We start from the raw sequence: 24,573 nt of genomic DNA on the forward strand, positions 1-24,573 counted from the left end.
ATTAATCACGCAGTGATGTCGGTTTGAAGGGGAAGACTGCTGATGGTAGCGGTAATTTTTCTCATCACGGCTTCATTGTAGAGATGATTTCCGTGATGCATATCGCTGGCGTATTGTTCATTGAGTGCGCCTGACGGCAGCAGGCACTCCTCGGGCGCTGTGATATAGCCGATGTCGAATTGCTTCAAATCCTGCTTCAGTTGTTCATTGGCCAGTTCCATCAATTTGTGCCTGATGGCGAACGGACGAATACCGTATTTCAAAATTAAGGCATATCGCTGCTGGTAAGACTCATGGCCATGTGCGACCGCACGGGCTTTTTCTATGATGTATTCCTCGGACTCGATAGGCGGCGGTGGAAATACATAGTAAATTTTCGTCTCCGGGAACAGGGCTTTACAAATAACGCAAGACGCCAGGATATTTTTTGTCGTGTTCCGGATGAAGTCATCTACATCTTTTTTTCGAACAGGACAACGTCCCGGCATCACCGGTTGACCGTCAGTAGAAAAATCCCATTTCGGATCGATGTCATACGGCCCAAGATTGATCAGCTCAGCCCCGGCATACCCATCAACAGCAGCTAACTGAAAGAAAACCGGGTCGTGCGCTCCTCTCGGGAGGGTTGCGGCCAATCTGGCCAAGGCTTGAGGATATTCAATGATGCCATCCTTGTTAAACGACGGCATCTTTCCTGTCGTTTTTTCGTCCCACCAACCAGCGACGTAAGAAAAATGAATGCCTTCATTTACTTTAAAGCTGCCGGTTTGCCAGGGTGGAATCTCAAGGTTGGCTTGCGTGAAATCCTCAACGCCTTTAAAAGCATCAACAATCCCTTTGATATGTGAGATGCCGAATAATGCAGCACTGGCATGGCGGGTCGTCATCGTAAAGTTCTTTCGTCAGTTTCTGTATTGCTTGGATGTTCCAGCATAGCAACGTTTGGTGAATTAATGAAGAGCCTGCCAGACTGTCAGGCGAAGTCCGGCCCGATCAGGTCGATGCGGTCGGTGCAGAAGCCGTCCACGCCCCAGGCCAGGATCGCGCGCGCGCGGCTGGCATCATTGACGGTGTAGCAGAACAGGCCATAGCCGGCGGCCTTGATCTGCGCCGCCAGCTCGGCCGTCAAGTGCTTGTGGTTGGTGTGGATGGCCACTACGCCCAGCTCTTGCGCCTGCTGCTGCCAGTCGGCCGGAATGACGTCCAAAAGGTAGCCGCGCGGCAGTTCGGGCGCGCTGTCGCGGGCGGCGGCCAGGGCCTCGTAGCTGAACGACGACAGCAAGGGATAGCCGGCCGGATCGCCGGCGGCCAGTTCGGCGGCGTAGCTGTCGCGCGTGACCTTGGCTACCCAGGCGCCGGTGGCCGCCTCAAAACCGTCGGCCGGCTTGATTTCCACATTCATCCAGATGCGCTGCGCCTTGCAGAAATCGATGAACTGGGTGTAGAACGGTATCGGCTCGTCGCGAAATTCGGCGCTGAACCAGTTGCCGGCGTCCATATTGGCCAGGTCGACGGCGTCGGTACCGGCCACGCTGCCTTGCCCGGCCACGGTGCGGCCGAATTCCGGATCGTGCACCACCATGCCGATGCCGTCACGCGACAGCATCACGTCAAACTCGACGGCGTGGAAGCCGCGCACCAGGCCGGCGCGCAGGCCGGCCACGGTGTTTTCCGGCGCCAGCGTGCCGCCGCCGCGATGTGCAACAATTTTGGGATAGGGCCACATGGTTGCGCCTTTGATTATGATGAGGATGGCAAAGTTATCACAATTCATCATCCTGCTGCTAGCGGCCGGCTCCGGCCTGGCCGCCGAGCCGACGCAGGACGACATCATGGCCCGCGCCGCCGCCATCTATGCCGGTCGGCTGAGCGAGCACGCGATTGACCGCGACGCCGATTTCACCGCCCGCGTGCGCCGTATCGCCAGCGGGCTGATCGCGCAGGCGCAGCGCGACTATCCCGACACCACGCACTGGGCCTGGGAAGTGCACACCACCGACACCGCCGAACAGAACGCCGACTGCATGGCCGGCGGCAAAATCCTGGTCAGCCAGGCTTATGTCGAACGCCTCGGCCTGAGCGACGCCGAACTGGCCATGCTGCTGGCGCACGAAATCGAGCACGCCGCGCTGCACCACAACCTGCTGGAATACCAGGCGGCGCTGCGGCTGGCGCCGGCCTGGACAACGCGGCCGTTCGCCGAACTGGAATACGCCGTCGACAACGACCGCAAGCTAATGGCGCTGCTGGCCGACACCAACTACGCGCAGGAACAGGAAGCCGACCGCGAAGGCCTGCTACTGGCCTGGCGCGCCGGCTGGCCGGCGGCGCAGCTGAGCGGCTATTTCCGCAAGATGATGCGGGCCAGCGATTCGCCGCGCTTCAGCCGCAGCGATTACCCGTCGCCGTCCCAGCGCTGGCGGGCCGCGCAGGCGGTGGCCGCCGGCTTGCAAAAAAACCACGTGCAGCCGAACGACTGAACCACTACACTAGCGGCCTGATTGTTCGTACTCATAAGGTGAAACACATCATGACAGCTCCAAAAGCGCTAGGCCATATTCGCGTGCTCGACCTGAGCCGCGTGCTGGCGGGACCGTGGTGCTCGCAAAATCTGGCCGATCTCGGCGCAGACGTGATCAAGATCGAACGTCCCGGCAACGGCGACGACACCCGTGCCTGGGGCCCGCCGTACGCGCGCGACGCCGACGGCAACAACACCACCGAAGCAGCCTACTACCTGTCCGCCAATCGCGGCAAGCGCTCCGTAACGGTGGACATCGCCAGCGCCGAAGGCCAGCAATTGCTGCGCGAACTGGTGCGCCAGTCCGACGTGGTGCTGGAGAACTACAAGGTCGGCCAGCTGAAACGCTATGACCTCGACTACGATTCCCTGAAAGCCATCAAGCCCGACCTGGTTTACTGCTCGGTGACCGGCTTCGGCCAGGACGGTCCGTATGCGCACCGCGCCGGCTATGACTTCCTGATCCAGGGCATGGGCGGCCTGATGTCGGTGACCGGCGAGCGCGACGACCTGCCCGGCGGCGGCCCGCAGAAAGCCGGCGTGGCGCTGACCGACCTGATGACCGGCATGTACGCCACCATCGCCATCCTGGCCGCGCTGACGCACCGCGACCGCAGCGGCGAAGGCCAGTACATCGACATGGCGCTGCTGGACGTGCAGGTGGCGATGCTGGCCAACGCCGGCAGCAACTACCTGAACAGCGGCAAGGCGCCCAAGCGCTGGGGCAATGCGCATCCAAACATCGTGCCGTACCAGACGTTCCAGTGTGCGGACGGCTACATCATCGTCGCCACCGGCAATGACGGGCAGTATCAGAAGTTTGTAGAGGCCGGCGGCCGTGGCGACCTGGCGTTCCATGAACGCTACGCCACCAACCCGCTGCGCGTGCAGCACCGCGACGAACTGGTGCCGCTGCTGGCCAAGATGGTCTTGCAGCAGCCGCGCGATTTCTGGATCACTACGCTGGAAGCGGTCGGCGTGCCGTGCGGCCCGATCAACGACCTGGACGACGTCTACCGCAATCCGCAAGTGGCAGCGCGCGGCATCGTGATGGAAGTACCGCATCCGACCGCCGGCACCACCAAGCTGGTACGCAGCCCGATGCGTCTGTCCGTCACACCGACCGACAACGCCGTCGCCCCGCCACTGCTGGGCCAGCACACCGACAGCGTCCTGCGCGACCTGCTGGGCCGCAGCGACGACGACATCGCCACGCTGCGCGCGAAGGGCGTACTGTAGCGTCAGCGCCGCTGCTCCCGTTCGCGCTTCAGCTCCTCTTCCAGTTCGCGGTCATCACGGCGCATTTCCGCCCTGATGGCGCGACGGGCGCCGCGGTACGCACCAACCAGCGGCGCAAAGAATCGCCGAAAACTTTCCTTGAATACCCGTTTGACCATGCTATCTTCAGGATTGACTTTCATTGGCGGCCTTTCTGAATAATTTTCTCGCTGCCGCACACAGCAGGAGAAAAAACAATATTGCATCCACGACCAGCAGCAGGTGGGCCATGCCAGACATGACATAGTATGAAAAGTCGCTGACGCCGATCCACTTCATGCCCCGCGCAGCCATCTCGATGACGACGGCTCCGGCAGCCAAGTTCAGTAAGTAAAAAACGTTGACCCAGAAATGCATGACCAACTCCCAGTTGATGTACTTATGCATGATTTATCAGGCCCCGTAGTGGCGGCCTGCTCCCTTTAGACACTCATGTCACGCTTTAGTTCCTGAATCTGGCTGTGCATGTGACTGACCGCGCCTTTCATCTGGCCGGACAAGGTCGGGATGTAGTTGCAGATGCGTTTGGCTCGCTCGCCCAGCAGGTCGAGGTCGCGCACCAGCTTGCGCACGCGGGCTTCTTCCGCTGCCTGCAAGATCTCGCGCGCGTCGTCGACGTGCTTGTCCATCAACTCCAGACAATTGCGCAACTCGCGCGGCAAGCCAGGCTCCGCTGAAGCAGCCTGCGCCGCCAGCCGGACCGCGCGCTCGACAAAATAAAACCGGTGCTGGATATCGTTCGGATGCAGCATGATGGTCTCCTCTAATATGGCGGGCACAAAGCTGCCCGTTCGGATGAGACCAACACGCCCACCCGGCAGTTGCGCCGATCAGCCCGGACACTGACGCAGATCAGCCCGCAATCAAATAAACCACCCGCCGCGCGCCAGCCAGCCGTACTCCATGCGGCCACATCCTTCTGCTAATATCAAGCCAACCCGTCTTCACCTGAATGCCCCGACATGGAACTACCTCCGCAGCCCGCTTCCACCCGCGCTCCCAAGCGCCAGCGGACACAGCACGGAAGACTGGCTAGCAAATCGCAAGGCAGTGCCTTCGACCAGATGTTCGGCGGCAGTCCCTATTTCGCCTTTGTCATCAGCGAAGCCGGCCGCCTGCTGGCGTGCAACGCTCACACGCAATCTCTGCTTGGCCCGTTTGCGGACGACGCTCCGGCCGCGCAGCTGTACGCCGGCTGGGTGCTGCCGATGCTGCAAAGCGAAGCGCTGCCCACCTCCCGCATGCGCGGCCACTGGCGCGGCGAGGTCGAGCTGACGGGCCAGGACGGCAGCAGCCATCCGGTCACGCAAACCATCGAATGGCGCGCCAACGCGCAGCCGCCTTCCTACCTGTGCCTGGCCTACCCGCTCGACGATTACGACGTCTACGAATCGCGATTACGCTTCAAGTACCTGTTTGAAGCCCATCCGCAGCCGATGTGGGTGTACGACCTGGAGACGCTGCGCTTCATGGTAGTGAACGCGGCCGCCGTCGCCCAGTACGGCTACACCGAAGCGGAATTCCTGCACATGACCATCCGCGACATCCGCCCGCCGCACGAGGTGTTGCGGCTGCAGCAGAACCTGGCGGCGTCGCCACGCAAGGGCGCCGACCAGTCCGGCGCGTGGACCCACGTGCGGCGCGACGGCAGCCGGTTGAAGGTGGACATTTCCTCGCACGCGGTCACGCTGTCCGGCCGGCCGTGCCGCCTGGTGTTCGCGCACGACATCACCGAACGCCTGCGGCTACAAGCCGAACTGCAACTGCGCGGCCGCGCGCTGGAAGCCAGCGTCAACGCCATCGTCATCACGCTGCATGCGGCCGACGGCGACCGCGTCGAGTACGCCAACCCGGCCTTCTCCCAGCTGCTCGGCCATGCGCCGGAGAACGTGCTGGGCCAGCAACTGGAAACGCTGCTGGGCCTGCAAGCGAACGACGATCATCAGCAGGCAGTACACGCCGCCATGCTGTCGCACCAGGAAGTGACGCTGCTGCTGCACATCCGCCACCGCGACGGTTCACAACTGTGGACCCAGATGCACGTGGCCCCGGTACCGGCGGCCGACGACGCCATCGGCCACCACGTCTGCGTCCTGACCGACATGACCGCCATCCTTGACTACCAGGCGCAGCTGGAACACCAGGCCAACCACGACGCGCTGACCGGCCTGCCCAACCGCATCCTGCTCAGCGACCGCATGGCGCAGGCGGTGACCTTCTCGCAACGCTTCGGCCACAGCCTGTGGCTGGTGTTCATCGATCTCGACAACTTCAAGCTGATCAACGACCACCTCGGCCATCAGGCCGGCGACGAGCTTTTGATCGCGATCGCCAACCGCCTGCGCGCCTGCGTCAACGAGGGCGATACCGTGGCGCGACTGGGCGGCGATGAGTTCCTGTTGCTGCTGCCGGTGGCCAACCAGCGGCCGATGGCCAGCCTGCTGCAACTGGTGCAGGAAGCGGTGGCGGCGCCGTTGACGCTGGAACAGCAAACCATCACGGTCACGTGCAGCATCGGCGTCAGCGTTTATCCGGACGACGGCGCCGAGCCGGAGCAACTGCTCAAGCATGCCGACATCGCCATGTACCGCGCCAAGGAAGCCGGCCGCAACCAGGTGCAGTTCTATGAAGCGACGATGCATGCGCGCATCGCCGAACGGGCGTCGATCGAGGCCGAACTGCGCCACGCGCTGGCGCGCAACGAACTGAGCCTGGTCTACCAGCCCAAGCTGGATTTGCGCAGCGGCGCGGTGACCGGCATGGAGGCGCTGCTGCGCTGGCAGCATCCGACGCTGGGGGCGGTGTCGCCGGCGCGCTTCATCGGCGTGGCGGAAGAGACCGGCATGATCGTCGCCATCGGCCGCTGGGTGTTGCGCATGGCCTGCACCCAGGCGATGGCGTGGCAGCAGGCGGGTCTGCCGCCGCTGCGGGTGGCGGTGAATTTGTCGGCGCGGCAGTTCCGCGACCAGGCATTGCTGGAGGAAGTGCGCGCCGCACTGCACGACAGCGGCCTCGCTCCGCAATATCTGGAGCTGGAACTGACCGAGAGCCTGATGATGCACAACGTCGACGAAGCGGTGGCGGCGATTGAAAACCTCAAGCAGCTCGGCATCGCCCTGTCGATCGACGACTTCGGCACCGGCTATTCGAGCCTGGCCTACCTGAAGCAGTTCCCGGTCGACTACCTGAAAATCGACCAGTCCTTCACGCGCGACATGCTGGATGAGCCAAGAGTGGCGGCCATCGTGCGCTCGGTGATTGCGCTAGGCCACAGCCTGGGCTTCAAGGTGATTGCCGAGGGCGTGGAAACCGCGCAGCAACTGGACTACCTGCGCAGCAACGACTGCGATGAAATCCAGGGCTACTACTTCAGCCGCCCGCTGACGCCAGATGCCTTCGCCGACCTGCTACGCTCGTCCTAGCGGCCCAGGGCTAGCGTCCATAACTGGCGGTAAAGCTGGCCTTGCCCAGCACCGCCTTGCCCAGACCGCGATTCAGCACAAAGCCATACAGCGCCGGCGTGCCGGTCGGCGGAATGCCGGCCGCCTGCGCTACCTGGTCCACCGACAAGGCGTACAGCGTGAACACATAGCGGTGCGCGCCCTCGCCGGCTGGTGGACACGGACCGCCGTAATTGCCGTTGCCGCCATTGGCGCCGGTGTCCTGGTAATCGTTGATGCCGCCGCGCGCGCCGGCCGGTAAGCTGGCGGCGCTGTTGCCGGCGCCGCGCGCCAGTCCCTGGGTGCTGGCCGGAATATCGAACACCGTCCAGTGCCAGAAGCCGCTGCCGGTCGGCGCATCGGGATCATGCACCATCAGCACGAGCGAGCGCGTTCCTTCCGGCACGCCGCTCCACGCCAGCGCCGGCGACACATTGCCGCCGTTACAGCCGAAGCCTTTCAGCACGTGGATATTGGGAAAGACGCCACCGGCCAGATCCGGGCTGGACAAGGTGAACGGCGCAGCCTGCGCCATGCCGCACGCCAGCACCAGTGCGGCGCCGAAAGAGACACGAGTTTTCATGAGGGATTCCTGTCGAATGAATGGAAGCCTCATGGTAGAGACAGGCGCGACCAGTCGCTTGTCTGCGCCGCGCAATCGCTGTTCCGTGGCGATCAGGCTGCGGCGGCCTCGGGATCGCGCAGCTGCGATGGCGTGATGCCGAAGCGCACTTTGAACAGCCGCGAAAAATGCGCATGGTTGGCAAAACCGCTATCGAGCGCGATCTGGCCGACGTAATCGTCGCTGGCCTGCAACAGCATCATGGCGTTGCACAGGCGGACTTCCAGCAGCAACCGGCTCATGCTGGTGCCTTCGCGCGCCAGACGGCGGCGCAGCGTGGCTTCGCTGAGATTGAGCGCGGCGGCGGCCTGCGCCGCATTCCACGGTTCGGCCGGCGCCGACACCAGCAAGGCGCGCAGCCGTTCCGGAATCGAACCTTGCGCGGATGGCGCAAAGCGGCAGCCATGCACCGCGAGCCAGGCCAGCACTTCCAGCGCCGCATGGCGCGCAATGGTGGCCGGCGTCGCCGGGTCCATCCACAGCGCGCGCACCCGCTCCACCGTCTGGCGGAAGCTGGCCGACGGCGAGCGCAGCACATGTGGCCGGCTCAACGGCGCGAACGCCGGCGCCGGAGTGGCCGCTGCCAGCAAACTATCCTCGAACATCAAGCTGATCGCTTCATACGGCGCGATGCCGTTAAGTTGGTTGGTGACGCCATAACTGGCGCCGTGCGGCAACAGGATCAACTCGCCGGCCTCGGCCCCCCATTGCTCGCCCGCGCCAAACACAATCTTGCGGCCGGCCTGCACCAGCACCACCGTGCTCTGGCCAATGAACAAGTCGGGCACGAACAACTCGCGGCCCTGGCGCAGATGCGCGCTGGCGCCCAAACCCTCGCGGGCGGTGCAGCGACGCGGCAAGGTAACGGCGGTCAGCATCAGCGCTCGGCCTGTCCCAACGGCGCCAGCGTGCGCAAGCGCAGCGCGACCACCAGCGCCAGCAGCAGCGAGCAGGACAGCACCGCCACCACGCCCGGCCACGCGGCGCGGCCCCACATGATGCCGGTGGCCGAACCCACCACGCTGGAACCGAGGTAATAGAAGAACAGGTACAGCGCCGACGCCAGCGCCTTGTTGCTGGTAGCCCGCCGTCCCACCCAACTGCTGGCCACCGAATGCGTGGCGAAGAAGCCAAAGGTGAACACCGCCACGCCCGCCAGAATCAACGGCAGCCAGTTGGACAAGGTCAGCAGCAAACCGCTGAACATGATCACCGCCATCATCCACAACACATTGCGGCGGCCATAGCGGTCCGCCAGGCGGCCGGCCCACACCGAGCTGTAAATCCCCAGCAGATAAAAGAACGACACCGCCCCCACCACGCTCTGGCTCAGCGAGAACGGCCCGCCCAGCAGACGGTAGGCGATGTAGTTGTACAGGCTGACAAACGCGCCCATCAGCAGGAAGGCCAGCGCGAACAGCCACGGCAATCCCTCATCCGACAAGTGCTGCCTGAAGCCGGCCGGCAGCGCCCGCCAACCGCCGCTGGACGGCGTGAAATGGCGCGACGGCGGCAGGCTGCGCCAGAATTCAAACGCCGCGTACATGCCGGCCACGCCAACCGCCGCCAGCGCCAGCCGCCACGAGAAATGGTCGCTCAGCACCGAAGTGATCACTCGCCCCGCCATGCCGCCAAAGGCGCTACCACTGATGTACAAGCCCATCGACAACCCCAGCGAGGTCGGTTCGATTTCCTCGCCCAGGTAGGCCATGGCGATGGCCGGCATGCCGCCCAGCACCACGCCCAACAAGGCGCGCATCACCAGCAGTTGCGGATAGTTGTGGGCGAAGGCACACAGCAGCGTCATCACGGCGGCCACCGCCATCGCGGCCACCATCAGCGGCTTGCGGCCCAGGCGTTCCGAAATGGCGCTCGACGCCAGCAACGACACCGCCAGCGCGCCGGTCGACACCGACAGCACCATGCTGCTCTGCGCCGCCGTCAACGCGAATTCGTGCGACAACAGCGGCATCAGCGGCTGCACGCAGTACAACAGCGCAAACGTGGCGAAACCGCCAAAGAACATGGCGCGGTTGCTGCGTTTGAATTCGGGACTGCCGAGGGCAATACGGGGCATGGTGGCGGCTAACATGATGATCCTGCGAGGTACGATGACTTCATCTTAGGATTGCGTCACTAAGCTGTCCAATATATATTTAAGGGGTTAGTTATACTTTAAAAAGATAATGGAACTCCGCCACCTGCGTTACTTCGTTGCCGTTGCCGAAGAGCTAAGCTTTACCCGCGCCGCCGAACGGCTGCATATCGGCCAGCCGCCATTGAGCCACCAGATTCAGATGCTGGAAGCCGAAGTGGGCGCTCAGCTGCTGGAACGCAGCAAGCGCTGGGTGCGCCTGACCGAGGCCGGCAAGCTGTTCCTCGAAGACGCACGCCGCGTACTGGCCCTGTCCGAACAGGCGATGCAGACCGCGCGCCGGGCCGAACGCGGCGAGGCCGGCGAGCTGCGGGTCGGCTTCACCTTCTCCACCCCGCTGACGCCGCTGTTTGCGGCGGTGATCAACCGCTACCGCCAGCGCTATCCGGGCGTGCAGCTGACCTTGCAGGAGATGTCGACCATCGGCCAGATCGAGGCGCTGACTGCGCGCGAGCTGGACCTGGGCCTGGTGCGGCCGCCGGAACTGACGCTGCCGGAATCGGTGGAACTGAGCATTCTGCGCCGCGATCCGCTGGTGATGGTGCTGCCGGTCGGCCATCCGCTGGCGCAGAAGCAGAGCATTGCCGTTAGTGACCTGAAGGGGGAGCCGCTGGTGATGTATCCGGAAAGCGCCGGCACCGGGATTCATCCGCAGATTAACCGGCTGTGCCGCGAGGCCGGCTTCAAGCCGACCATTGCGATGGAAGCCGGCGAAGCGTCCACCATCATCGGCCTGGTGGCGGCCGGCTGCGGCGTGTCGGTGCTGCCGAGTTCGTTCGACATCATCCGCATGAGCGAGGTGTGCTACCGGCCGATGGCGGACGCCGAGGCCACCACGGCGCTGTATCTGGCCAAAAGAAAGGATGCGATCTCGCCGCTGGTTGCGGCCTTCGTTGCGGTGGCAACGGAGGCCGCAGGGGCTCAGGAGTAGTCTGCGTCCAGCTCGGAGCCGGCGTAGTTTTCCAGTTCCGCGAACAGCGTTTTCATCGCTGTGCGGCCCTTGATGTTTTGCAGCACGGTGCAGCTCTGGCGATAGCTGCCGATGCGCTCCAGCAGCACCGGATGATGCTGCACCGGCACCTTGGCCACCAGTTCGGCCCAGCCGGCCTCGTAGTCCGGCTTGTTCTTGCGCACCGATTTGACGAAGCGCTCGAACTCCTTCTGCCCCGTGCGCGCCACCACCCGGCCGCCGCCCTCCACCGCAAAGATGATGGCCAGCGCGATCACGCCTTCCGCGTTGAGGTCGGCATCGCTGACCGGGCCTTCGGTGTTGTGACGGCGCAGCCAGCCGGCCAGCCGCACCACCGCCTGCACTTCCTTGCGCTGCTTGAACTGCACTGCGTAACGCGCGCTGCCGTTCCAGTTCTGGTTCGGATCGGCCTGGCAGATGTCGACGAACTTATCGCGCAGACGACGCGCCGCATACACCGGATCGGTATCGTACTCGCCGACCAGCGCGTCTTCCGGCAGCGTCGCCAGTTCCTTGACCATGCGGAAGCCGACCTGGAACGCGTACTCGGCGCCCTCCTCGATCAGCAACCCCAGCGCGGCCTCGTCGTCATCGTCCGGCAGTTCGTGGTCCAGCCCCAGCGACACGCAGCCCACCGTCAGCTGCAAGGCCTTCTGGATGCCGTCGGCGGTGCGGTCGTTGGTGAACTTCTCGGCCACCATGGCGGTGATGCCGGTCAGCTCATCGGCCAGCGCGTAGGCGGCCTCATCGTCCGGTTCGACCGCGAATTGCTTGATCGCGCGCGTCAGGCGCGGCAGGTTTTCTCTTACGATTGCTGGCAGCATCGATCAACCACCGATCACGAGAAAATGTTGGTGCCGACCGACCGGCGCGACGCCTTGGCGACACGCGTGGACGGCACTTGCTTGCGCAGGCGGTACAGCAATTCCTTGGTCGAGCGCTGCAGGATGGTCGGCTCGGCGTCCGGATCGTCGTCGTACTCGGCGTCGGCCAGGTCGGCGCTGTGGCGGAATTCCGGGAACAGCTCGAACAGCGCGCGGTCCCAGCCGTCTTCCGACGCCTGCGCCAGCGCGATCGCCAGTGGAACCACGTCGTTGTCGGAGGTGGTCTGGCCGGTCAGGTACGGGCCTTTGGAGATGATCTCGCCGGCCACTTCCAGGATTTCCTTCGGCGCCATCGAGAACAGGATGGCGAACGCGGTCGAACCGTGGTCGGTGGCCGAGGCGGCCGCCAGCAGTTCGTTGCGGCGCTCTTCGTCGTCGGTGGAGAACACCACGCCGTGGATGTGGGTGAACAGCGCCTCGGCGATTCGCTCCGGATCGTCTTCGATCTGGTCGTCCGGCCAGGTAGCGGCGATGAAGGCCAGGCTGTCGGCCCACGCCTTCGGCGGCACCAGCAGCGTTGCCAGCGACATCTTGCCGCCGTCAAAGCCGGCCATGTGCAGCGCCGTCACTTGCGGCGGAATGTTGTTCAGCACTTCCACCACCGCCAGGTCGCCGAACTGGTCAGCGGCGTCGGCAAAGGCTTGCTCGGCGTGGCTCAGCGAGCCGGCCAGCACCAGTTCCGTCACTTGCTTGCTCAGGGCAGGCAGATTCGATTTTTCGGACATGCTTATTCTCCATCCCGGTCGAACATTTGCGCGAAGTCGTCGGACGCCGCGTCTTCGTCGTCGATATCGTCGCCATCGTCGTTGGCCGACAGCTGGTCCAGCGATTGATCGTCATCGTCCCACTTGCGCGGATTCTTGTGCAGGAAGGCGGTGATGATGGCCTGGCGCGCCAGGTCCGGCATGCTCTCGGCAATCGCCGCATACATCTTGGCCGCTTCGTCGCCCTTGCACTCGGCCATGGCGAACACGCGCGCGGCATCGCCGAACTCGTAGTCCTCGGCCTCGGCCAGCAGGCCTTTCGGATTGCTGAACTCGATGTGATCGACCAGCGCAAACGCCAGCATGTTCACATCTTCAATGCCGCCGCCCTGGGCGTACTCGCCCACCAGCGCTTCCACCATGCGCTGGTAGTTCTTGCGGTCCGGCGGATCGCCCAGGATGCCTTCGATCTGGCCTTCCAGCTCACGCGATTGATAGGCGAACTCAGGGTGTACTTTTCTCATTGCTTGCTTTCTTGCTAAATAGGTAATTACGCGGCGGGCAGCGTGGTGCCCTGCAGCGCGAACAGCGAACGCCACAGCTGATACGCTTCGGCTTCGGCGTCGATGATGATGCGGTGGTTCAGGCTCTGGTTGTATTCCTCACGCTTGGCCGGGTCCGACAGGATCTCGTACGCCTTGGTGACGGCCTTGAAGCGCGCATCCGCGCCTGGTTCGGGATTGCGGTCCGGGTGGAAGCGCATGGCCAGGGAACGATAGACCTTTTTAATCTCATCTTCGCTGGCGTTCGGCGCGATACCCAGTGTGTTGTAGTAATTTTCCATTTGGAAACTCCGGGCCGTGGTGCGGTGACAAACCCACCGCAAATTAATCGATCATTATACCGCGCCGCCATATCCCCACTGGCAATACGGTAAAATGCAGCAATATAGAACTTTTGCATAATCCAAACTTCCAGATGAGCAACGACAAAAACAGCCCAGCGCCAGCACTACCCTCCAATTTCCTGCGTGCCATCGTCGAACACGACCTGGCCGCCGGCACCCATGACCGCGCCGGCCTGCCGAGCGTGATTACCCGCTTTCCGCCGGAGCCGAACGGTTACCTGCACATCGGTCACGCCAAGTCGATCTGCCTGAACTTCGGCCTGGCGCGCGACTACCAGGGCCGCTGCAACCTGCGTTTCGACGACACCAACCCGGCCAAGGAAGAGCAGGAATACGTCGACACCATCATCGACAGCGTCAAATGGCTGGGCTTTGACTACGACTATCCCAAGGCCGACGGCTCGGTCGAGCACCATCTGCACTACGCATCGGACTACTTCGACCAGCTGTACACCATGGCCGAATGGCTGATCGAGCAGGGTTACGCGTACGTCGATAGCCAGTCGGCAGACGATATGGCGGCCAATCGCGGCAATTTCAACACGCCGGGCACCAACTCGCCGTTCCGCAGCCGTCCGGCCGCCGAATCCCTGCAGATCTTCCGCGACATGAAAGCCGGCAAATACGCCGACGGCCAGCACATCCTGCGCGCCAAGATCAGCGAAGACGCGATGGCCTCGCCGAACATGAATATGCGCGATCCGGCCATCTACCGCATCCGCCACGCGCACCACGTGCGCACCGGCGACGCCTGGTGCATCTACCCGATGTACGACTACACGCACCCGATTTCGGACGCGCTGGAAAACATCACCCATTCGATCTGCACGCTGGAATTCCAGGATCACCGCCCGTTCTACGACTGGCTGCTGGCGACCCTGTCGCAAGGCGGCTTCTTCACGCTGCCGGTGCCGAACCAGTACGAATTCTCGCGCCTGAACCTGACCTATGTGGTGACCTCCAAGCGCAAGCTGCGTCAGCTGGTGGAAGAGAAGATTGTCGATGGCTGGGACGATCCGCGCATGCCAACCATCGTCGGCCTGCGCCGCCGTGGCTACACGCCGGAAGCGCTGCACCTGTTCTGCGACCGCATCGGCGTCACCAAGGCCGACGGCTGGATCGACATGAGCACGCTGGAAGGCTGCGTGCGCGAAGACCTGGACCCGAAAGCGCCGCGCGCCACCGCCGTGCTGCGTCCGCTGAAACTGATCATCGACAACTATCCTGAAGGCCAGAGCGAAGAGTGCACCTCGCCGGTCCACCCGCACCACTCGGAAATGGGCGTGCGCACCTTCCCGATCTCGCGCGAGCTGTGGATTGAAGAGGAAGACTTCATGGAAGTGCCGGTCAAGGGCTATTTCCGCTACTTCCCGCCGATCGGCGACGCGCCGGGCAGCCGCGTGCGCCTGCGCCACGGCTACGTGACCGAGTGCACCGGCTTCGACAAGGATGAAAACGGCAAGGTCATCGCCGTGCACGTGAAATACTTCGAGGACTCCAAGTCCGGCACGCCGGGTTCGGACAACTACAAGGTCAAGGGCAACATCCACTGGGTGTCGACCGCCGCCGCCGTGGAAGCCGAAGTGCGCCTGTACGACCGCCTGTTCACTGACGCCCAGCCGGATGCCGGCGGCAAGGACTTCATCTCGCTGCTGAACCCGAACGCCAAGGAAGTGGTCACCGCCTACCTGGAGCCGGGCATCGTCAGCGCGCAAGCCGACCAGCGCTACCAGTTCGAGCGTCACGGCTACTTTGTGGCCGACCGCGTCGACTCGCAGCCAGGCAAACCGGTGTTCAACCGCATCGTCACGCTGAAGGACAGCTGGGTCGCCAAATAAGCTTCCCGCCCGTCACTGAAAACGGCGCCCGTGTGGCGCCGTTTTTTTATTGACTTGAGGGTAACTAAACGTCAACGGTGATAAGCTTTTTGCAAAATTGCTTGACGAGTTCAACTGTTGTTTTCTATAGTCAAAAGACTATGGCCTTTGCCCACAAACAGCTATTCCCTGCTTCCCGGCCGGTTTGGTGGGCAGGCGTGCTGTTGTCTCTCGGAATCGGTGGACTGTTTTACCTTGCCGCCAACCGCACCATCGAATACGACGCCGGCGAGCGTTTCCTGCATCAGGCGCAAAACGCGCAGTACAACATCAACTCGCGGCTGAACGCCTACACCGACGTGCTGCGCGGCACCGCCAGCTTCTTCCACGCCTCCGACAACGTCGATCGCGCCAGCTTCCACCGCTATGTGGAAGGCCTGAATATCGCCAGCCAGTTCCCCGCGCTGGACAACATCAACTACGCCCAGTACCTCACCGACAGCGGACGCGACGCGTTTGAGGCGGCCGACGCCGGCGGCGAAGCGCTCGGCTATCCGGCGAAGGTGACCATCTCGCCGGGCCAGCGCCGGCCCGAATACTGGGTGTTGACGATGATCGCACCGCTGCCCGAGTTTCGCGAAAAGATCGGCCGCGACATCGGCTGCCGCGGCCCGGTGGCGCGCGCGCTGCAGCATGGCCGCGATACCGGCGAACTGAGCGCATCGGGCCTGCCGATCGACAGCGTCCACCAGCCGCAAGGGGCGGGACTGGCGTTGCGCTTGCCGGTCTACCGCAGCGGTGCGCCGCTGCAAACGCCGGAACAACGGCGCGCCGCCTACATCGGCTCGGTGGGCATCGGCTTCAGCGTGCCGCGCCTGGTGCAGGCGGCGCTGGAGCAGATGCAGGTGCGCGACACCCGCCTGGTGCTGGTCGATACCGGTGACAGCGCCCCGCCCCGGCCGCCGGTGCAGCTGTTCGACAGCAATCCGGCCGGCAGCCAGCCGCGCGTCAGCGACCTGTTCAGCGTGGTGCTGCCGATCGATTTTCACCATCGCCACTGGAGCGCGCATTTCAGCACCCCCAAGGCCGCCTGGTACAGCCGCTTCGACACCTGGCTGCCGTGGCTGGCGATGCTGTGCGGCTTCACCGGTTCGCTGCTGTTCTACCTGCTGTTCCACACGCTGTCGTCGTCGCGCATGCGGGCCGTCAAGATGGCCAAGGAAATGACGCGCGAACTGCGCACCAGCCAGGCCCGGCTACAGCAGTCGCACCACAAGCTGCGCCGGCTGGCCGCGCACGCCGACCACATCAAGGAAGAAGAGCGCAAGCGCATCGCCCGCGAAATCCACGACGACCTCGGCCAGAACCTGCTGGTGCTGCGCATCGACGTCGACCTGCTGACGACGCGCACGCGCCACCGCCATCCGCGCCTGCACGCGCGCGCGCAACGGATGCTGAGCCAGATCGACAGCAGCATCAAGAGCGTGCGCCACATCATCAACGACCTGCGCCCCACCGTGCTGGACCTCGGCCTGAACGCGGCGGTGGAATGGCAGATCGCCCAGTTCCGCACGCGCTCCGGCATGGTCTGCGAGTTGATCGACCACAATACCGAAATCCGCATCGACGACCAGCGCGCCACCGCCTTCTTCCGCGTGCTGCAGGAATCGCTGAGCAACATCCTGCAACACGCCCACGCCAGCCTGGTGCGGGTAGAGCTGTTGCAAGCGGGCGGCATGTTGTGCATGACCATCAGCGACAACGGCATCGGCGTGCGCGACAGCAGCCGCAACAAGGTCGGCTCGTTCGGCCTGGTCGGCATCGAAGAACGCATCAGCCTGCTGGGCGGCACCTGCTCGATCAGCGGCACGCCCAACGGCGGCACCACGGTGGCGATTGCGGTGCCGGTCAGCGATGCCGCGCGCGTGGCGTCGCCACCCCAGTCGCCGGCCTCATCGCCGTCCTCCGCGCGCGACATGGCGCTTTGAATTTCCTTTCAAACATTGATTAACATCAACGAATGGCTGTCTCTTGCGAGCAAAATGAAAGGCATTCCCAGCCTTTTCAACCCGCATCAATACAGCAAAGGAAATTCTGATGAATGCCCACACCATGCACACCATCGCCGCCCTGGACCTGGAGCCGATCAAAGTCAAGCTGATGCACGAAGAGTCCGGTGAAGGCTGGACGCTGGAACACGCCAACGCGGTCGAGTTCGAGTACCGCCGCTTCCTGTTCCTGATGAAAAAGTATCCGCATGAGCAGACTGCGCCGCTGGTCGATGTCGACACCTTCTGGCACTACCACATCCTGGACACGATGAAATACCACGCCGACTGCGAGGCCGTGTTCGGCCACTACCTGCACCACTTCCCCTACATCGGCCTGCGCGGCGAGGATGACGAGGCGGCCCACATCCGCGTCGGCCAGCGCATGAAGGAGTTGTACGAGGATACGTTTGGCGAGGATTATGTGCGCGCCAGCGCCGCCGCGTTTGCGCATTCGGGCGTGCTGGTGGAAGACTTCGCCCACTCGGGCGTGCTGGCCGCCGATGTGGCGCATTCAGGGGTGTTGGCCAGCGATATTGCACACTCCGGCGTGCTGAACACCAGCGTGGTGGCGGCCGAGGCGGCTATTGTAGCGGCGCAACAGTCCAGCTTCTACAGCCTGCGGCCGCGCCTGTCTCCATCCGCCTGAGCCACAAAAATCGGACGAGCTGCTGAAATAAGTGGCATACTTGGGTGTCTACAGAATGATGGGAGTGCATCATGGCCGTCAATACAATTGCCCCGAGCAGCAACACCGCGATCCAGCAAGCCGTCCCCACCCGCCAGCCGGAACAGGTAAAACCGGTGGACCAGCCAGCCGAGCGCGTGGCGCAGACGCCACCGCCGCCGCCGCCTCAGGCCGCCGTGGCGCCAACCGTCAACACCAGTGGCCAGCGCATCGGCACCACCATCAGCACCTCCGCCTGAATCTGGCCCGGGCTAAAAAAAACGGCGCGTTACCTTAGGGTACGCGCCGTTTTTTTTGGGTGTCCGATATCAGGACGCCATCATTTCGCGCAGTTCGCGAATGCTGAAATCGCTGATTTCGTGCATGCGGATCAGGATGGTCGCGCCGATCGGCAGCGTGTTGTGGCGGATTTTGGAGATGACCGGCGGGGCCACTTCCAGCGCGCGAGACAGGGCTGCATCGTTTTTCAGTTGCAGTTTCTCGATGATCGCGTCCAGCACGCGGTTCGGGTTGTATGTCGGCGAAGCCGTGATTTCTTTGAGGGACATAATGATTTAAGTAAGTTCGCTGCCGTCTTTTGCAAAAAAACGACACATGGGTAAGAAAAATTTTTAGCTCAATTACCATTGAAGCACGAGAAACCACGAACATTTATGCCGCGTTTTAGTGCTTAACCGAGATAATACATGCTTCCGTTACAAAAGGGCTAACTCAACAAAGCTTTCTGTGAGATTTAGAGAGATTCTAACCCTATTTTGTGTGGTAGTGACGATTTTTGTTGTAAAAAGAAGTATCAAACAATGTAAAGATCAGCTCGGACGGCTAACGCCGGCGGCAAGGAAGCACCATTCAACCGCCATCAATGTGGCCAGTTGGGCGATCGTGCCTGGGAAGAACAACGTGGAAGAGGAGAACTGCTCAGCATGGCGAGAACTGCAATGCCAGCCAAGCTGGCGCCGGATCTCTTCCGGCACCGGAGGTGGGCAGTGGCCAAAATCCCGCTGGCGCTGCAGCATGTAGGCGCGGACTTGCTCCTTGGTCGGCTGCAAAGTGGCTAGCATGCGCGCTCCTTCGTGGAAGATGGCTAACAATATCTTAACATGTGATGACTTATTTGATATGCGTCAAACCAGTCATCTTATTATTTTGGCACAAAAATTCAATAAGGAAATTGCACAGTCTTAACTTCTATTGCCTCTTTACATATCTTTACACTCGGTCAGCGCCAAGGTTGACGCCACCGTCGGGTAGCGCAGGCGCACGCCCAGCTCACGCTTGATGCGATCGTTGCGCAAGCGGCGCGACTCCGACATGAACGACAACAGCGCCGGCGACACCACTTTCTGCAACTCCGCGCGCGGCAAGCGCGGCGGACGCGGTAACCGGAAAGCATCGGCGACCGCATCGAAATATTGCGCCATCTTCATATCACTGTCATCTACCGCATGATAGGTACGGTTAGGTAGCGCACGATACAGCGCGCAAACAATGATCGCGGCCAGGTCATCGGCGTGGATGTGGTTGGTGTAAACGTCATCCGCCTCGATCAGCGCCGGCGTGCCCTGCTGCAAGCGCTTGAGCGGCAGACGGTCGGCGCCATAGATGCCGGGCACCCGCAACACCGACAGCGCGGTACCGGTGCGCCGCGCCCAGCGCCGCAAGGTGCGCTCGGCATCGACCCGGCGCAGCGCGCGGGCGTTGCGCGGCGCCACCGGCCGGCTTTCATCGAACATTGCACCGCCACAGTCGCCATACACGCCGGTGGTGCTGATATACACCACCCGGCCGCCCGCTGGCAGCACCGCCGTCAGGTTGCGGGTGCGGGTGTCGAGCACGCCGTCGGCCGGCGGCGGCGCCAGATGCACCACCCACGGCGCCAGCCCGTCCAGCCGCCGCAAGGTCGCCGGCTGGTCCAGGTCGACCACCAGCGGCACGGCGCCGGCCGCGCGCAACTCGGCCCGGCGCTCCGGCTGGCTGGTGGTGGCAAACACGCGGAAATGGTGGGACAGCAAAGGCAGCAGGCGCATGCCGACGTCGCCGCAACCGACAATCAGCAGGCGCGGGCGGTTAAAGTGGGAAGTTTTCATGCCGAGATTGTAAGGACATATGCCGGGCAGCGGTGAAACAGTTGACGTCCCCAGCCAGTCATCGCGGCCGCCAGCCGAAGCCGCTGACTGAGGTAAAATAAGGGGTTTCCTGCCTATAGCCCAGCTCCCTATCGTATGACGTTTCAAATCACTGTACAGCCCAGCGGTCACCAATTCAGCTGCGAAGAAGACGAAACCATCCTGAGCGCCGCCATGCGCGCCGGCGTCGGCCTGCCGTATGGCTGCAAGAACGGCGCCTGCAGTTCCTGCAAGGGCAAGGTGCTGTCCGGCGACATCACCCACAAGCCGCACCAGGAACGGGCGCTGCCGAAGGACGAGGAAGCCAAAGGCATGTCGCTGTTCTGCTGCGCCCTGCCGCACAGCGACGTGGTGATCGAAGCGCGCGAAGTGGCCGGCAGCGACGACTATCCGATCCGCAAGATGCCGTCGCGCGTGGCGACGCTGGAAAAAGTCGCGTCCGACGTGGTCGTCATGACGCTGCAATTGCCAGCCAATGAAACGCTGAAATTCCGCGCCGGCCAGTACATCGAATTCATGCTAAAGGACGGCAAGCGCCGCAGCTACAGCCTGGCGTCGCCGCCGGAGCAAGGCCAGCCGTTGGCGCTGCACATCCGCCACCTGCCGGGCGGCCTGTTCACCGACCAGGTGTTCGGCAGCATGAAAGAAAAAGACATCCTGCGCTTCGAAGGCCCGATGGGCACCTTCTTCGTGCGCGAGGACAGCACCAAGCCGATGGTGCTGCTGGCCTCCGGCACCGGCTTCGCGCCGATCAAGGCCATCGTCGAACACCTGCGCGCACACGGCTCGACCCGCCAGATGACGCTGTACTGGGGCGGCCGCCGTCCGCAAGACCTGTACATGGACGCGCTGTGCCGCGAGTGGGCCATGAGCATGCCCAACTTTAAATACGTGCCGGTGCTGTCCAACCTGATGCCGGAAGACCACTGGGCCGGCCGCACCGGCTATGTCCACCAGGCGGTGATGGCCGACCTGCCGGACCTGTCCGGCCACCAGGTCTACGCCTGCGGCGCGCCGGTGATGGTGGAATCGGCCAAGGCCGACTTTGTCGCCCAGTGCGGCTTGCCGGAAGAAGAGTTCTACGCGGACGCCTTCACCTCCGAGGCCGACCTCAACAAGTAACAGCATCCAACCTCACAGGGCTTTCGGGATGCAGAGTCCCAAAGCTCTGCTCCTAGAAAGCCGCAATGTCAGACAGCACTTCACGCAACGGTTTCAGCGTCCTGCGTCACCGCAACTTCACCCTCTACCTCTCTGCCCGCACGCTGGCCACGCTGGCGGTACAAATGCAAAACGTCGCCATCGGCTGGCAAGTCTATTCGATGACGCACAACCTGTTCGACCTCGGCCTGATCGGGCTGGCGCAGTTCCTGCCGTTCCTGTTGCTGATCCTGCTGGCCGGCCATGCGGCCGACCGCTACGACCGCCGCAACCTGATCGCGCTGGCGCTCGGCGCCCAGCTGCTGTGCGGGCTGATGCTGCTGGCCTTCACCTACACCGGGCTGACCGCCGTATGGCCGGTGTTTGCGGTGCTGGTGGTGTATGGCAGCGCGCGCGCCTTCATGGGGCCGGCCACGCAAGCGATCCTGGTCAACCTCGTGCCGCAGGAAAGTTTCAGCAAGGCGGTGGCGCTGAGTTCGTCCAGCTTCCACGTCGCCGTCATCATGGGGCCGACGCTGGGCGGCCTGTTCTACCTGGCCGGGCCGAAAACGGTATATATGATTTCCTCCACGCTGCTGCTGCTGTCGGTTGTCATGATGTGCATGGTGAAGTCGGTCAAGCAGGCCAGCGCCAGCGGCCCGGCCTCGTGGCATACGGTGCTGGAAGGATTGCGCTTCGTGTGGAACAAGAAAATCGTGCTGGGCGCGATTTCGCTCGACCTGTTTGCCGTGCTGTTCGGCGGCGCCACCGCGCTGCTGCCGGCGCTGGCGCATGATGTGCTGCACATTGGCCCGAGCGGCCTGGGTGCGCTGCGCAGCGCACCGGGCATCGGCGCGGCCTTGTGCTCGATCGTGCTGGCCTTCTTCCCGATCACGCGCCGGGTCGGCGCCTGGATGCTGGGCGGCGTGGCGGTGTTCGGCGCCGGCACGCTGGTTCTGGGTTCCACCACCACCTTCATGGTGGCGCTGGTGGCGCTGTTCCTGATGGGCGCCGGCGACATGATCAGCGTCTACGTGCGCCACCTGCTGGTACAGTATGAAACGCCGGATGAGATCCGCGGCCGCGTCAGCGCCGTCAACTCGGTGTTCATCGGCGCTTCCAACGAACTGGGCGAATTTGAATCCGGCATCACCGCCGGCTGGATGGGCCTGACGCGCGCGGTGCTGTTCGGCGGCGCCGCCACCCTTGGCGTGGTTGGCGCGTGGACCGTGCTGTTCCCCGTGCTGTCGCGCATGGACCGCTTCCCACACGAGGACAAGAAATGAGTTTGCGCATCCGCTGGCCCCGCCTGATCCACAGCCGCCCTCACCTGAGCCTGGCCATTGTCTGCGGCGTGGTGGCCGGCCCGTTCCTGCCGGACCACTGGCCGTGGCTGACGCGGGTGATGACCTGCTGGGATATCCTGGTGTGGGTCTACATCGCCACCATGGGCTGGATGATGGCCAAGGCCGATCATCACGACATCAAGCGCGCCGCCTGCCGCCAGGATGAAAAAGGCCCGGTGATCCTGACCGTACTGTCGCTGGCGGTGCTGGTCAGCCTGGTGGCGATTGTCTCGCAACTGGCCACCACCAAAAACCTGCCGGACGAGGCGCTGACGCTGCGCTACGCGCTGGCCGTGCTGACGCTGGTCGGCTCGTGGTTCATGGTCGGCATCATGTTCTGCTCGCATTACGCCCACCTGTACTACGTGAACGACAGCGACGACAAGGCGCTCGGCTTCCCGGACAGCGACGTGGTGCCGAACTACTGGGAGTTCCTGTACTTCTCGTTCACCATTTGCGTGGCCGTGCAGACCTCGGACGTCACCGTACGCACGCGCCAGCTGCGCCAGGTGGTGCTGGGCCAATCGGTGCTGTGCTTCTTCTACAATCTCGCCATTCTCGGCCTGTCGATCAACATCGCTGCTTCGCTCCTCAACGGTTAAAGCCCCTATGCGCAAACGCCTGCTTGTATTGTTGTTCGGTCTCGTCGCCCAAACCTGTTTCGCCGCCGGCCCAGCCTTCCCTGGCGGTCCCGGCCCGTATGCGGTGGGCCTGCGCATCGCCCAGCTCTACGATCGCTCGCGCGCCTATCCGAACAAGATCGATCTCGTCACCGGCCTGCCGACGTCCGGCGAACGCGCGCGGCCGCTGCAGGCATTGATCTGGTAAGGCGCCGCCGCCTTCGATAACGCCGACCTGTGCGAATACCTCGCCAGCCAGGGCTACCTGGTGATTGCCAGCGCCAGCATCGGCATGCACACGCGCAGCATCAATATCGACGTCGACTCCGCCGAATCGCAGGCGCGCGACATCTCCTTCCTGCTCGGCTACGCGGCGACCTTGCCGCAAGCGGACGGCAGCCACGTGGCGGCCATCGGCTACAGTTTCGGCGGCCTGGCCAATGTACTGGCCGCCGCCAGGGACGACCGCATCTCGGCCCTGGTGTCGCTGGACGGCTCGGTGCGCTACTTCCCCGCCATCGTGCAGCAGGCGGCTTATGCGACGCCCGAGCGGTTGGCGCTACCCATGTTGTACCTGGGCGGCAAGCCCTACACGGCGGAGATGATGAACCGCTTCAAGCAAGTACCGACCTACAGCCTGATGAACCAGATGAAGTTCTCGGACCTGTACAACGTCACCATGTACACCATGACGCACGCCGCCTTCCAGTCGGAATCGCTGCGCCTGGGGCCAGAGCCGCGCTTTGACGAATACTCGCGCGAAGAAGCCACGCTGGCGCATGGCTGGATGGGCCGCTACGTGCTCGCCTTCCTGAATGCCTACCTGCGCAACGATGCCGCCGCGCTGGCATTCATGAACAACAAGCCGGCCGCCAACAAGGTGCCCACCCACCTGCTGGTGATCGATGCGCACCACGCCGAAGGCGCGCCGCCGACCCTGGCCACCATGGCCGCCCAGTTCGCCAAACACGGCCACAAAGATTTGGCCGGCATCTACCGCGACATGCGTCAGCGCGAAGCCGAATTCAAGCCGGACGAGCGCAGCCTGATTTCCTGGGGCGAAAAATTCTTTGACGTGAATCGCTACCCCGAGGCAATTGAAATTTACCAGCTGAGCACCAGCCTGTATCCCGACAGCGCACGCGCCATGTTTTATCTCGCCATGACCTACGACCGGCATCACGACAACGCCCTGGCGATCGACGCCTATCAGCGCGTGCTAGGTTTCTGGCCCGACATGGTGGAAGCCAAACAAAGCATCGCGCGACTGAAGACGACGGCGAAATAGCGTCCAGATCAAGTGGACG

At 63.2% G+C, this 24,573-nt stretch carries 28 protein-coding genes; 13 read left to right on the plus strand and 15 right to left on the minus strand.

Features of this window, described 5'->3' with window-relative positions; genetic code table 11:
- Positions 1-5: 5 nt before the first annotated feature.
- Both GTP69_RS05390 and ugpQ read right to left on the minus strand, forming a co-directional pair.
- The gene (locus tag GTP69_RS05390; RefSeq protein WP_161053923.1) at positions 6-887 is read right to left on the minus strand and encodes a hypothetical protein; all 882 of its coding nucleotides are present in this window, start codon (positions 885-887) and stop codon (positions 6-8) included.
- An 86-nt stretch (positions 888-973) separates the two neighbouring features.
- Positions 974-1,726, minus strand: a complete 753-nt coding sequence (ugpQ, locus tag GTP69_RS05395; RefSeq protein WP_161053924.1) for a glycerophosphodiester phosphodiesterase — start codon at positions 1,724-1,726, stop codon at positions 974-976.
- 25 nt (positions 1,727-1,751) lie between these two features.
- Between ugpQ and GTP69_RS05400 the strand changes: the two genes are divergently transcribed.
- Together GTP69_RS05400 and GTP69_RS05405 are read left to right on the plus strand one after the other, a co-directional pair.
- A complete protein-coding gene (locus tag GTP69_RS05400) occupies positions 1,752-2,480 on the plus strand; it encodes a M48 family metalloprotease (protein WP_161053925.1) in 729 nt (242 codons plus the stop codon).
- 50 nt (positions 2,481-2,530) lie between these two features.
- The gene (locus tag GTP69_RS05405; RefSeq protein ID WP_161053926.1) at positions 2,531-3,760 is read left to right on the plus strand and encodes a CaiB/BaiF CoA transferase family protein; all 1,230 of its coding nucleotides are present in this window, start codon (positions 2,531-2,533) and stop codon (positions 3,758-3,760) included.
- Between the two features lie 2 nt (positions 3,761-3,762).
- On the opposite strand, the gene GTP69_RS05410 is transcribed toward GTP69_RS05405, so the two are convergent.
- From GTP69_RS05410 to GTP69_RS05420, 3 genes are read right to left on the minus strand one after another with little or no spacing between them, the layout of a single operon-like run.
- The gene (locus GTP69_RS05410) at positions 3,763-3,942 is read right to left on the minus strand and encodes a hypothetical protein (RefSeq protein ID WP_161053927.1); all 180 of its coding nucleotides are present in this window, start codon (positions 3,940-3,942) and stop codon (positions 3,763-3,765) included.
- Positions 3,926-4,186, minus strand: coding sequence for a hypothetical protein (locus tag GTP69_RS05415; RefSeq protein ID WP_161053928.1), 261 nt, complete (start codon positions 4,184-4,186; stop codon positions 3,926-3,928). The genes GTP69_RS05410 and GTP69_RS05415 overlap by 17 nt, the downstream gene beginning before the upstream one ends.
- 35 nt (positions 4,187-4,221) lie before the next feature.
- Complete coding sequence (locus GTP69_RS05420; RefSeq protein ID WP_161053929.1) at positions 4,222-4,551, minus strand: hypothetical protein; 330 nt, start codon at positions 4,549-4,551, stop codon at positions 4,222-4,224.
- A gap of 210 nt (positions 4,552-4,761) precedes the next feature.
- On the opposite strand from GTP69_RS05420, the gene GTP69_RS05425 reads away from it, so the two are divergent.
- Positions 4,762-7,221 carry a sensor domain-containing protein gene (locus GTP69_RS05425; RefSeq protein WP_161053930.1) on the plus strand — a complete coding sequence of 820 codons (2,460 nt, stop codon included), beginning with the start codon at positions 4,762-4,764 and terminating at the stop codon, positions 7,219-7,221.
- A gap of 10 nt (positions 7,222-7,231) precedes the next feature.
- Here GTP69_RS05425 and GTP69_RS05430 read toward each other — a convergent pair whose 3' ends face one another.
- The 3 genes from GTP69_RS05430 to GTP69_RS05440 form a co-directional block, all read right to left on the minus strand.
- Positions 7,232-7,822 (minus strand): YbhB/YbcL family Raf kinase inhibitor-like protein, encoded by a 591-nt coding sequence (locus tag GTP69_RS05430; protein ID WP_161053931.1) that lies wholly within the window; start codon positions 7,820-7,822, stop codon positions 7,232-7,234.
- Between the two features lie 92 nt (positions 7,823-7,914).
- Positions 7,915-8,739: a helix-turn-helix transcriptional regulator gene (locus GTP69_RS05435; protein ID WP_161053932.1), complete on the minus strand. Its 825-nt coding sequence runs from the start codon at positions 8,737-8,739 to the stop codon at positions 7,915-7,917.
- Entirely contained in the window at positions 8,739-9,953 is a 1,215-nt protein-coding gene (locus GTP69_RS05440; RefSeq protein ID WP_161053933.1) for an MFS transporter, read from the minus strand. The genes GTP69_RS05435 and GTP69_RS05440 overlap by 1 nt, the downstream gene beginning before the upstream one ends.
- Before the next feature lie 94 nt (positions 9,954-10,047).
- Between GTP69_RS05440 and GTP69_RS05445 the strand changes: the two genes are divergently transcribed.
- Positions 10,048-10,947: a LysR substrate-binding domain-containing protein gene (locus tag GTP69_RS05445; protein WP_161053934.1), complete on the plus strand. Its 900-nt coding sequence runs from the start codon at positions 10,048-10,050 to the stop codon at positions 10,945-10,947.
- Here GTP69_RS05445 and GTP69_RS05450 read toward each other — a convergent pair.
- Genes GTP69_RS05450 through GTP69_RS05465 form a run of 4 tightly spaced genes read right to left on the minus strand, consistent with a single transcriptional unit; the run spans position 10,938 to position 13,418 of the window.
- Complete coding sequence (locus tag GTP69_RS05450; protein ID WP_161053935.1) at positions 10,938-11,810, minus strand: hypothetical protein; 873 nt, start codon at positions 11,808-11,810, stop codon at positions 10,938-10,940. The genes GTP69_RS05445 and GTP69_RS05450 overlap by 10 nt on opposite strands.
- A 14-nt stretch (positions 11,811-11,824) precedes the next feature.
- Positions 11,825-12,595, minus strand: a complete 771-nt coding sequence (locus GTP69_RS05455) for a hypothetical protein (RefSeq protein WP_161053936.1) — start codon at positions 12,593-12,595, stop codon at positions 11,825-11,827.
- A gap of 2 nt (positions 12,596-12,597) precedes the next feature.
- Positions 12,598-13,098, minus strand: coding sequence for a hypothetical protein (locus GTP69_RS05460; protein WP_161053937.1), 501 nt, complete (start codon positions 13,096-13,098; stop codon positions 12,598-12,600).
- Between the two features lie 26 nt (positions 13,099-13,124).
- Positions 13,125-13,418 (minus strand): DnaJ domain-containing protein, encoded by a 294-nt coding sequence (locus tag GTP69_RS05465; protein ID WP_161047462.1) that lies wholly within the window; start codon positions 13,416-13,418, stop codon positions 13,125-13,127.
- Positions 13,419-13,552: 134 nt separating this feature from the next.
- Between GTP69_RS05465 and GTP69_RS05470 the strand changes: the two genes are divergently transcribed.
- The 4 genes from GTP69_RS05470 (at position 13,553) to GTP69_RS05485 (ending at position 18,273) form a co-directional block, all read left to right on the plus strand.
- The gene (locus GTP69_RS05470) at positions 13,553-15,319 is read left to right on the plus strand and encodes a glutamine--tRNA ligase/YqeY domain fusion protein (protein WP_161053938.1); all 1,767 of its coding nucleotides are present in this window, start codon (positions 13,553-13,555) and stop codon (positions 15,317-15,319) included.
- A gap of 197 nt (positions 15,320-15,516) precedes the next feature.
- Positions 15,517-17,286, plus strand: a complete 1,770-nt coding sequence (locus GTP69_RS05475; protein WP_371867811.1) for a CHASE domain-containing protein — start codon at positions 15,517-15,519, stop codon at positions 17,284-17,286.
- A gap of 109 nt (positions 17,287-17,395) precedes the next feature.
- Positions 17,396-17,995 carry a glycine-rich domain-containing protein gene (locus tag GTP69_RS05480; RefSeq protein ID WP_229260824.1) on the plus strand — a complete coding sequence of 200 codons (600 nt, stop codon included), beginning with the start codon at positions 17,396-17,398 and terminating at the stop codon, positions 17,993-17,995.
- 71 nt (positions 17,996-18,066) lie between these two features.
- Positions 18,067-18,273 carry a hypothetical protein gene (locus GTP69_RS05485; protein ID WP_161053940.1) on the plus strand — a complete coding sequence of 69 codons (207 nt, stop codon included), beginning with the start codon at positions 18,067-18,069 and terminating at the stop codon, positions 18,271-18,273.
- A 69-nt stretch (positions 18,274-18,342) separates the two neighbouring features.
- Here GTP69_RS05485 and GTP69_RS05490 read toward each other — a convergent pair whose 3' ends face one another.
- The 3 genes from GTP69_RS05490 to GTP69_RS05500 all read right to left on the minus strand — a co-directional run bounded on the left by GTP69_RS05490 (position 18,343) and on the right by GTP69_RS05500 (position 20,121).
- On the minus strand, positions 18,343-18,582 hold the full coding sequence (locus tag GTP69_RS05490; RefSeq protein WP_092278423.1) for a hypothetical protein: 240 nt from the start codon (positions 18,580-18,582) through the stop codon (positions 18,343-18,345).
- Between the two features lie 261 nt (positions 18,583-18,843).
- On the minus strand, positions 18,844-19,095 hold the full coding sequence (locus GTP69_RS05495; RefSeq protein WP_161053941.1) for a hypothetical protein: 252 nt from the start codon (positions 19,093-19,095) through the stop codon (positions 18,844-18,846).
- Positions 19,096-19,233: 138 nt separating this feature from the next.
- Positions 19,234-20,121 (minus strand): SDR family oxidoreductase, encoded by an 888-nt coding sequence (locus tag GTP69_RS05500; RefSeq protein ID WP_161053942.1) that lies wholly within the window; start codon positions 20,119-20,121, stop codon positions 19,234-19,236.
- A 135-nt stretch (positions 20,122-20,256) separates the two neighbouring features.
- Between GTP69_RS05500 and GTP69_RS05505 the strand changes: the two genes are divergently transcribed.
- The 5 genes from GTP69_RS05505 (at position 20,257) to GTP69_RS05525 (ending at position 24,554) form a co-directional block, all read left to right on the plus strand.
- On the plus strand, positions 20,257-21,282 hold the full coding sequence (locus GTP69_RS05505) for a CDP-6-deoxy-delta-3,4-glucoseen reductase (protein WP_161053943.1): 1,026 nt from the start codon (positions 20,257-20,259) through the stop codon (positions 21,280-21,282).
- 65 nt (positions 21,283-21,347) lie between these two features.
- Entirely contained in the window at positions 21,348-22,586 is a 1,239-nt protein-coding gene (locus GTP69_RS05510) for an MFS transporter (protein WP_161053944.1), read from the plus strand.
- Positions 22,583-23,248, plus strand: a complete 666-nt coding sequence (locus GTP69_RS05515; RefSeq protein WP_161053945.1) for a DUF1345 domain-containing protein — start codon at positions 22,583-22,585, stop codon at positions 23,246-23,248. The genes GTP69_RS05510 and GTP69_RS05515 overlap by 4 nt, the downstream gene beginning before the upstream one ends.
- 7 nt (positions 23,249-23,255) lie before the next feature.
- Complete coding sequence (locus GTP69_RS05520) at positions 23,256-23,474, plus strand: hypothetical protein (protein WP_161053946.1); 219 nt, start codon at positions 23,256-23,258, stop codon at positions 23,472-23,474.
- A 27-nt stretch (positions 23,475-23,501) separates the two neighbouring features.
- On the plus strand, positions 23,502-24,554 hold the full coding sequence (locus tag GTP69_RS05525; protein ID WP_371867831.1) for a hypothetical protein: 1,053 nt from the start codon (positions 23,502-23,504) through the stop codon (positions 24,552-24,554).
- Positions 24,555-24,573: the final 19 nt, after the last annotated feature.

This window comes from Duganella levis (assembly GCF_009857605.1).
GTDB classification, from domain to species: Bacteria; Pseudomonadota; Gammaproteobacteria; order Burkholderiales; family Burkholderiaceae_D; genus Rugamonas; species Rugamonas levis.

What these genes read in the sequence shown, in the direction of transcription:
- GTP69_RS05415 (WP_161053928.1), bottom strand. Translation starts at nt 4,186, where the DNA reads ATGCATAAGTACATCAACTGGGAGTTGGTCATGCATTTCTGGGTCAAC.
- GTP69_RS05455 (WP_161053936.1), bottom strand. Translation starts at nt 12,595, where the DNA reads ATGTCCGAAAAATCGAATCTGCCTGCCCTGAGCAAGCAAGTGACGGAA.
- GTP69_RS05510 (WP_161053944.1), top strand. Translation starts at nt 21,348, where the DNA reads ATGTCAGACAGCACTTCACGCAACGGTTTCAGCGTCCTGCGTCACCGC.
- GTP69_RS05490 (WP_092278423.1), bottom strand. Translation starts at nt 18,582, where the DNA reads ATGTCCCTCAAAGAAATCACGGCTTCGCCGACATACAACCCGAACCGC.
- GTP69_RS05420 (WP_161053929.1), bottom strand. Translation starts at nt 4,551, where the DNA reads ATGCTGCATCCGAACGATATCCAGCACCGGTTTTATTTTGTCGAGCGC.
- GTP69_RS05450 (WP_161053935.1), bottom strand. Translation starts at nt 11,810, where the DNA reads ATGCTGCCAGCAATCGTAAGAGAAAACCTGCCGCGCCTGACGCGCGCG.
- ugpQ (WP_161053924.1), bottom strand. Translation starts at nt 1,726, where the DNA reads ATGTGGCCCTATCCCAAAATTGTTGCACATCGCGGCGGCGGCACGCTG.
- GTP69_RS05435 (WP_161053932.1), bottom strand. Translation starts at nt 8,739, where the DNA reads ATGCTGACCGCCGTTACCTTGCCGCGTCGCTGCACCGCCCGCGAGGGT.
- GTP69_RS05425 (WP_161053930.1), top strand. Translation starts at nt 4,762, where the DNA reads ATGGAACTACCTCCGCAGCCCGCTTCCACCCGCGCTCCCAAGCGCCAG.
- GTP69_RS05515 (WP_161053945.1), top strand. Translation starts at nt 22,583, where the DNA reads ATGAGTTTGCGCATCCGCTGGCCCCGCCTGATCCACAGCCGCCCTCAC.
- GTP69_RS05505 (WP_161053943.1), top strand. Translation starts at nt 20,257, where the DNA reads ATGACGTTTCAAATCACTGTACAGCCCAGCGGTCACCAATTCAGCTGC.
- GTP69_RS05400 (WP_161053925.1), top strand. Translation starts at nt 1,752, where the DNA reads ATGGCAAAGTTATCACAATTCATCATCCTGCTGCTAGCGGCCGGCTCC.
- GTP69_RS05485 (WP_161053940.1), top strand. Translation starts at nt 18,067, where the DNA reads ATGGCCGTCAATACAATTGCCCCGAGCAGCAACACCGCGATCCAGCAA.
- GTP69_RS05405 (WP_161053926.1), top strand. Translation starts at nt 2,531, where the DNA reads ATGACAGCTCCAAAAGCGCTAGGCCATATTCGCGTGCTCGACCTGAGC.
- GTP69_RS05500 (WP_161053942.1), bottom strand. Translation starts at nt 20,121, where the DNA reads ATGAAAACTTCCCACTTTAACCGCCCGCGCCTGCTGATTGTCGGTTGC.
- GTP69_RS05390 (WP_161053923.1), bottom strand. Translation starts at nt 887, where the DNA reads ATGACGACCCGCCATGCCAGTGCTGCATTATTCGGCATCTCACATATC.
- GTP69_RS05445 (WP_161053934.1), top strand. Translation starts at nt 10,048, where the DNA reads ATGGAACTCCGCCACCTGCGTTACTTCGTTGCCGTTGCCGAAGAGCTA.
- GTP69_RS05410 (WP_161053927.1), bottom strand. Translation starts at nt 3,942, where the DNA reads ATGAAAGTCAATCCTGAAGATAGCATGGTCAAACGGGTATTCAAGGAA.
- GTP69_RS05465 (WP_161047462.1), bottom strand. Translation starts at nt 13,418, where the DNA reads ATGGAAAATTACTACAACACACTGGGTATCGCGCCGAACGCCAGCGAA.
- GTP69_RS05430 (WP_161053931.1), bottom strand. Translation starts at nt 7,822, where the DNA reads ATGAAAACTCGTGTCTCTTTCGGCGCCGCACTGGTGCTGGCGTGCGGC.
- GTP69_RS05440 (WP_161053933.1), bottom strand. Translation starts at nt 9,953, where the DNA reads ATGTTAGCCGCCACCATGCCCCGTATTGCCCTCGGCAGTCCCGAATTC.
- GTP69_RS05470 (WP_161053938.1), top strand. Translation starts at nt 13,553, where the DNA reads ATGAGCAACGACAAAAACAGCCCAGCGCCAGCACTACCCTCCAATTTC.
- GTP69_RS05480 (WP_229260824.1), top strand. Translation starts at nt 17,396, where the DNA reads ATGAATGCCCACACCATGCACACCATCGCCGCCCTGGACCTGGAGCCG.
- GTP69_RS05460 (WP_161053937.1), bottom strand. Translation starts at nt 13,098, where the DNA reads ATGAGAAAAGTACACCCTGAGTTCGCCTATCAATCGCGTGAGCTGGAA.
- GTP69_RS05520 (WP_161053946.1), top strand. Translation starts at nt 23,256, where the DNA reads ATGCGCAAACGCCTGCTTGTATTGTTGTTCGGTCTCGTCGCCCAAACC.
- GTP69_RS05495 (WP_161053941.1), bottom strand. Translation starts at nt 19,095, where the DNA reads ATGCTAGCCACTTTGCAGCCGACCAAGGAGCAAGTCCGCGCCTACATG.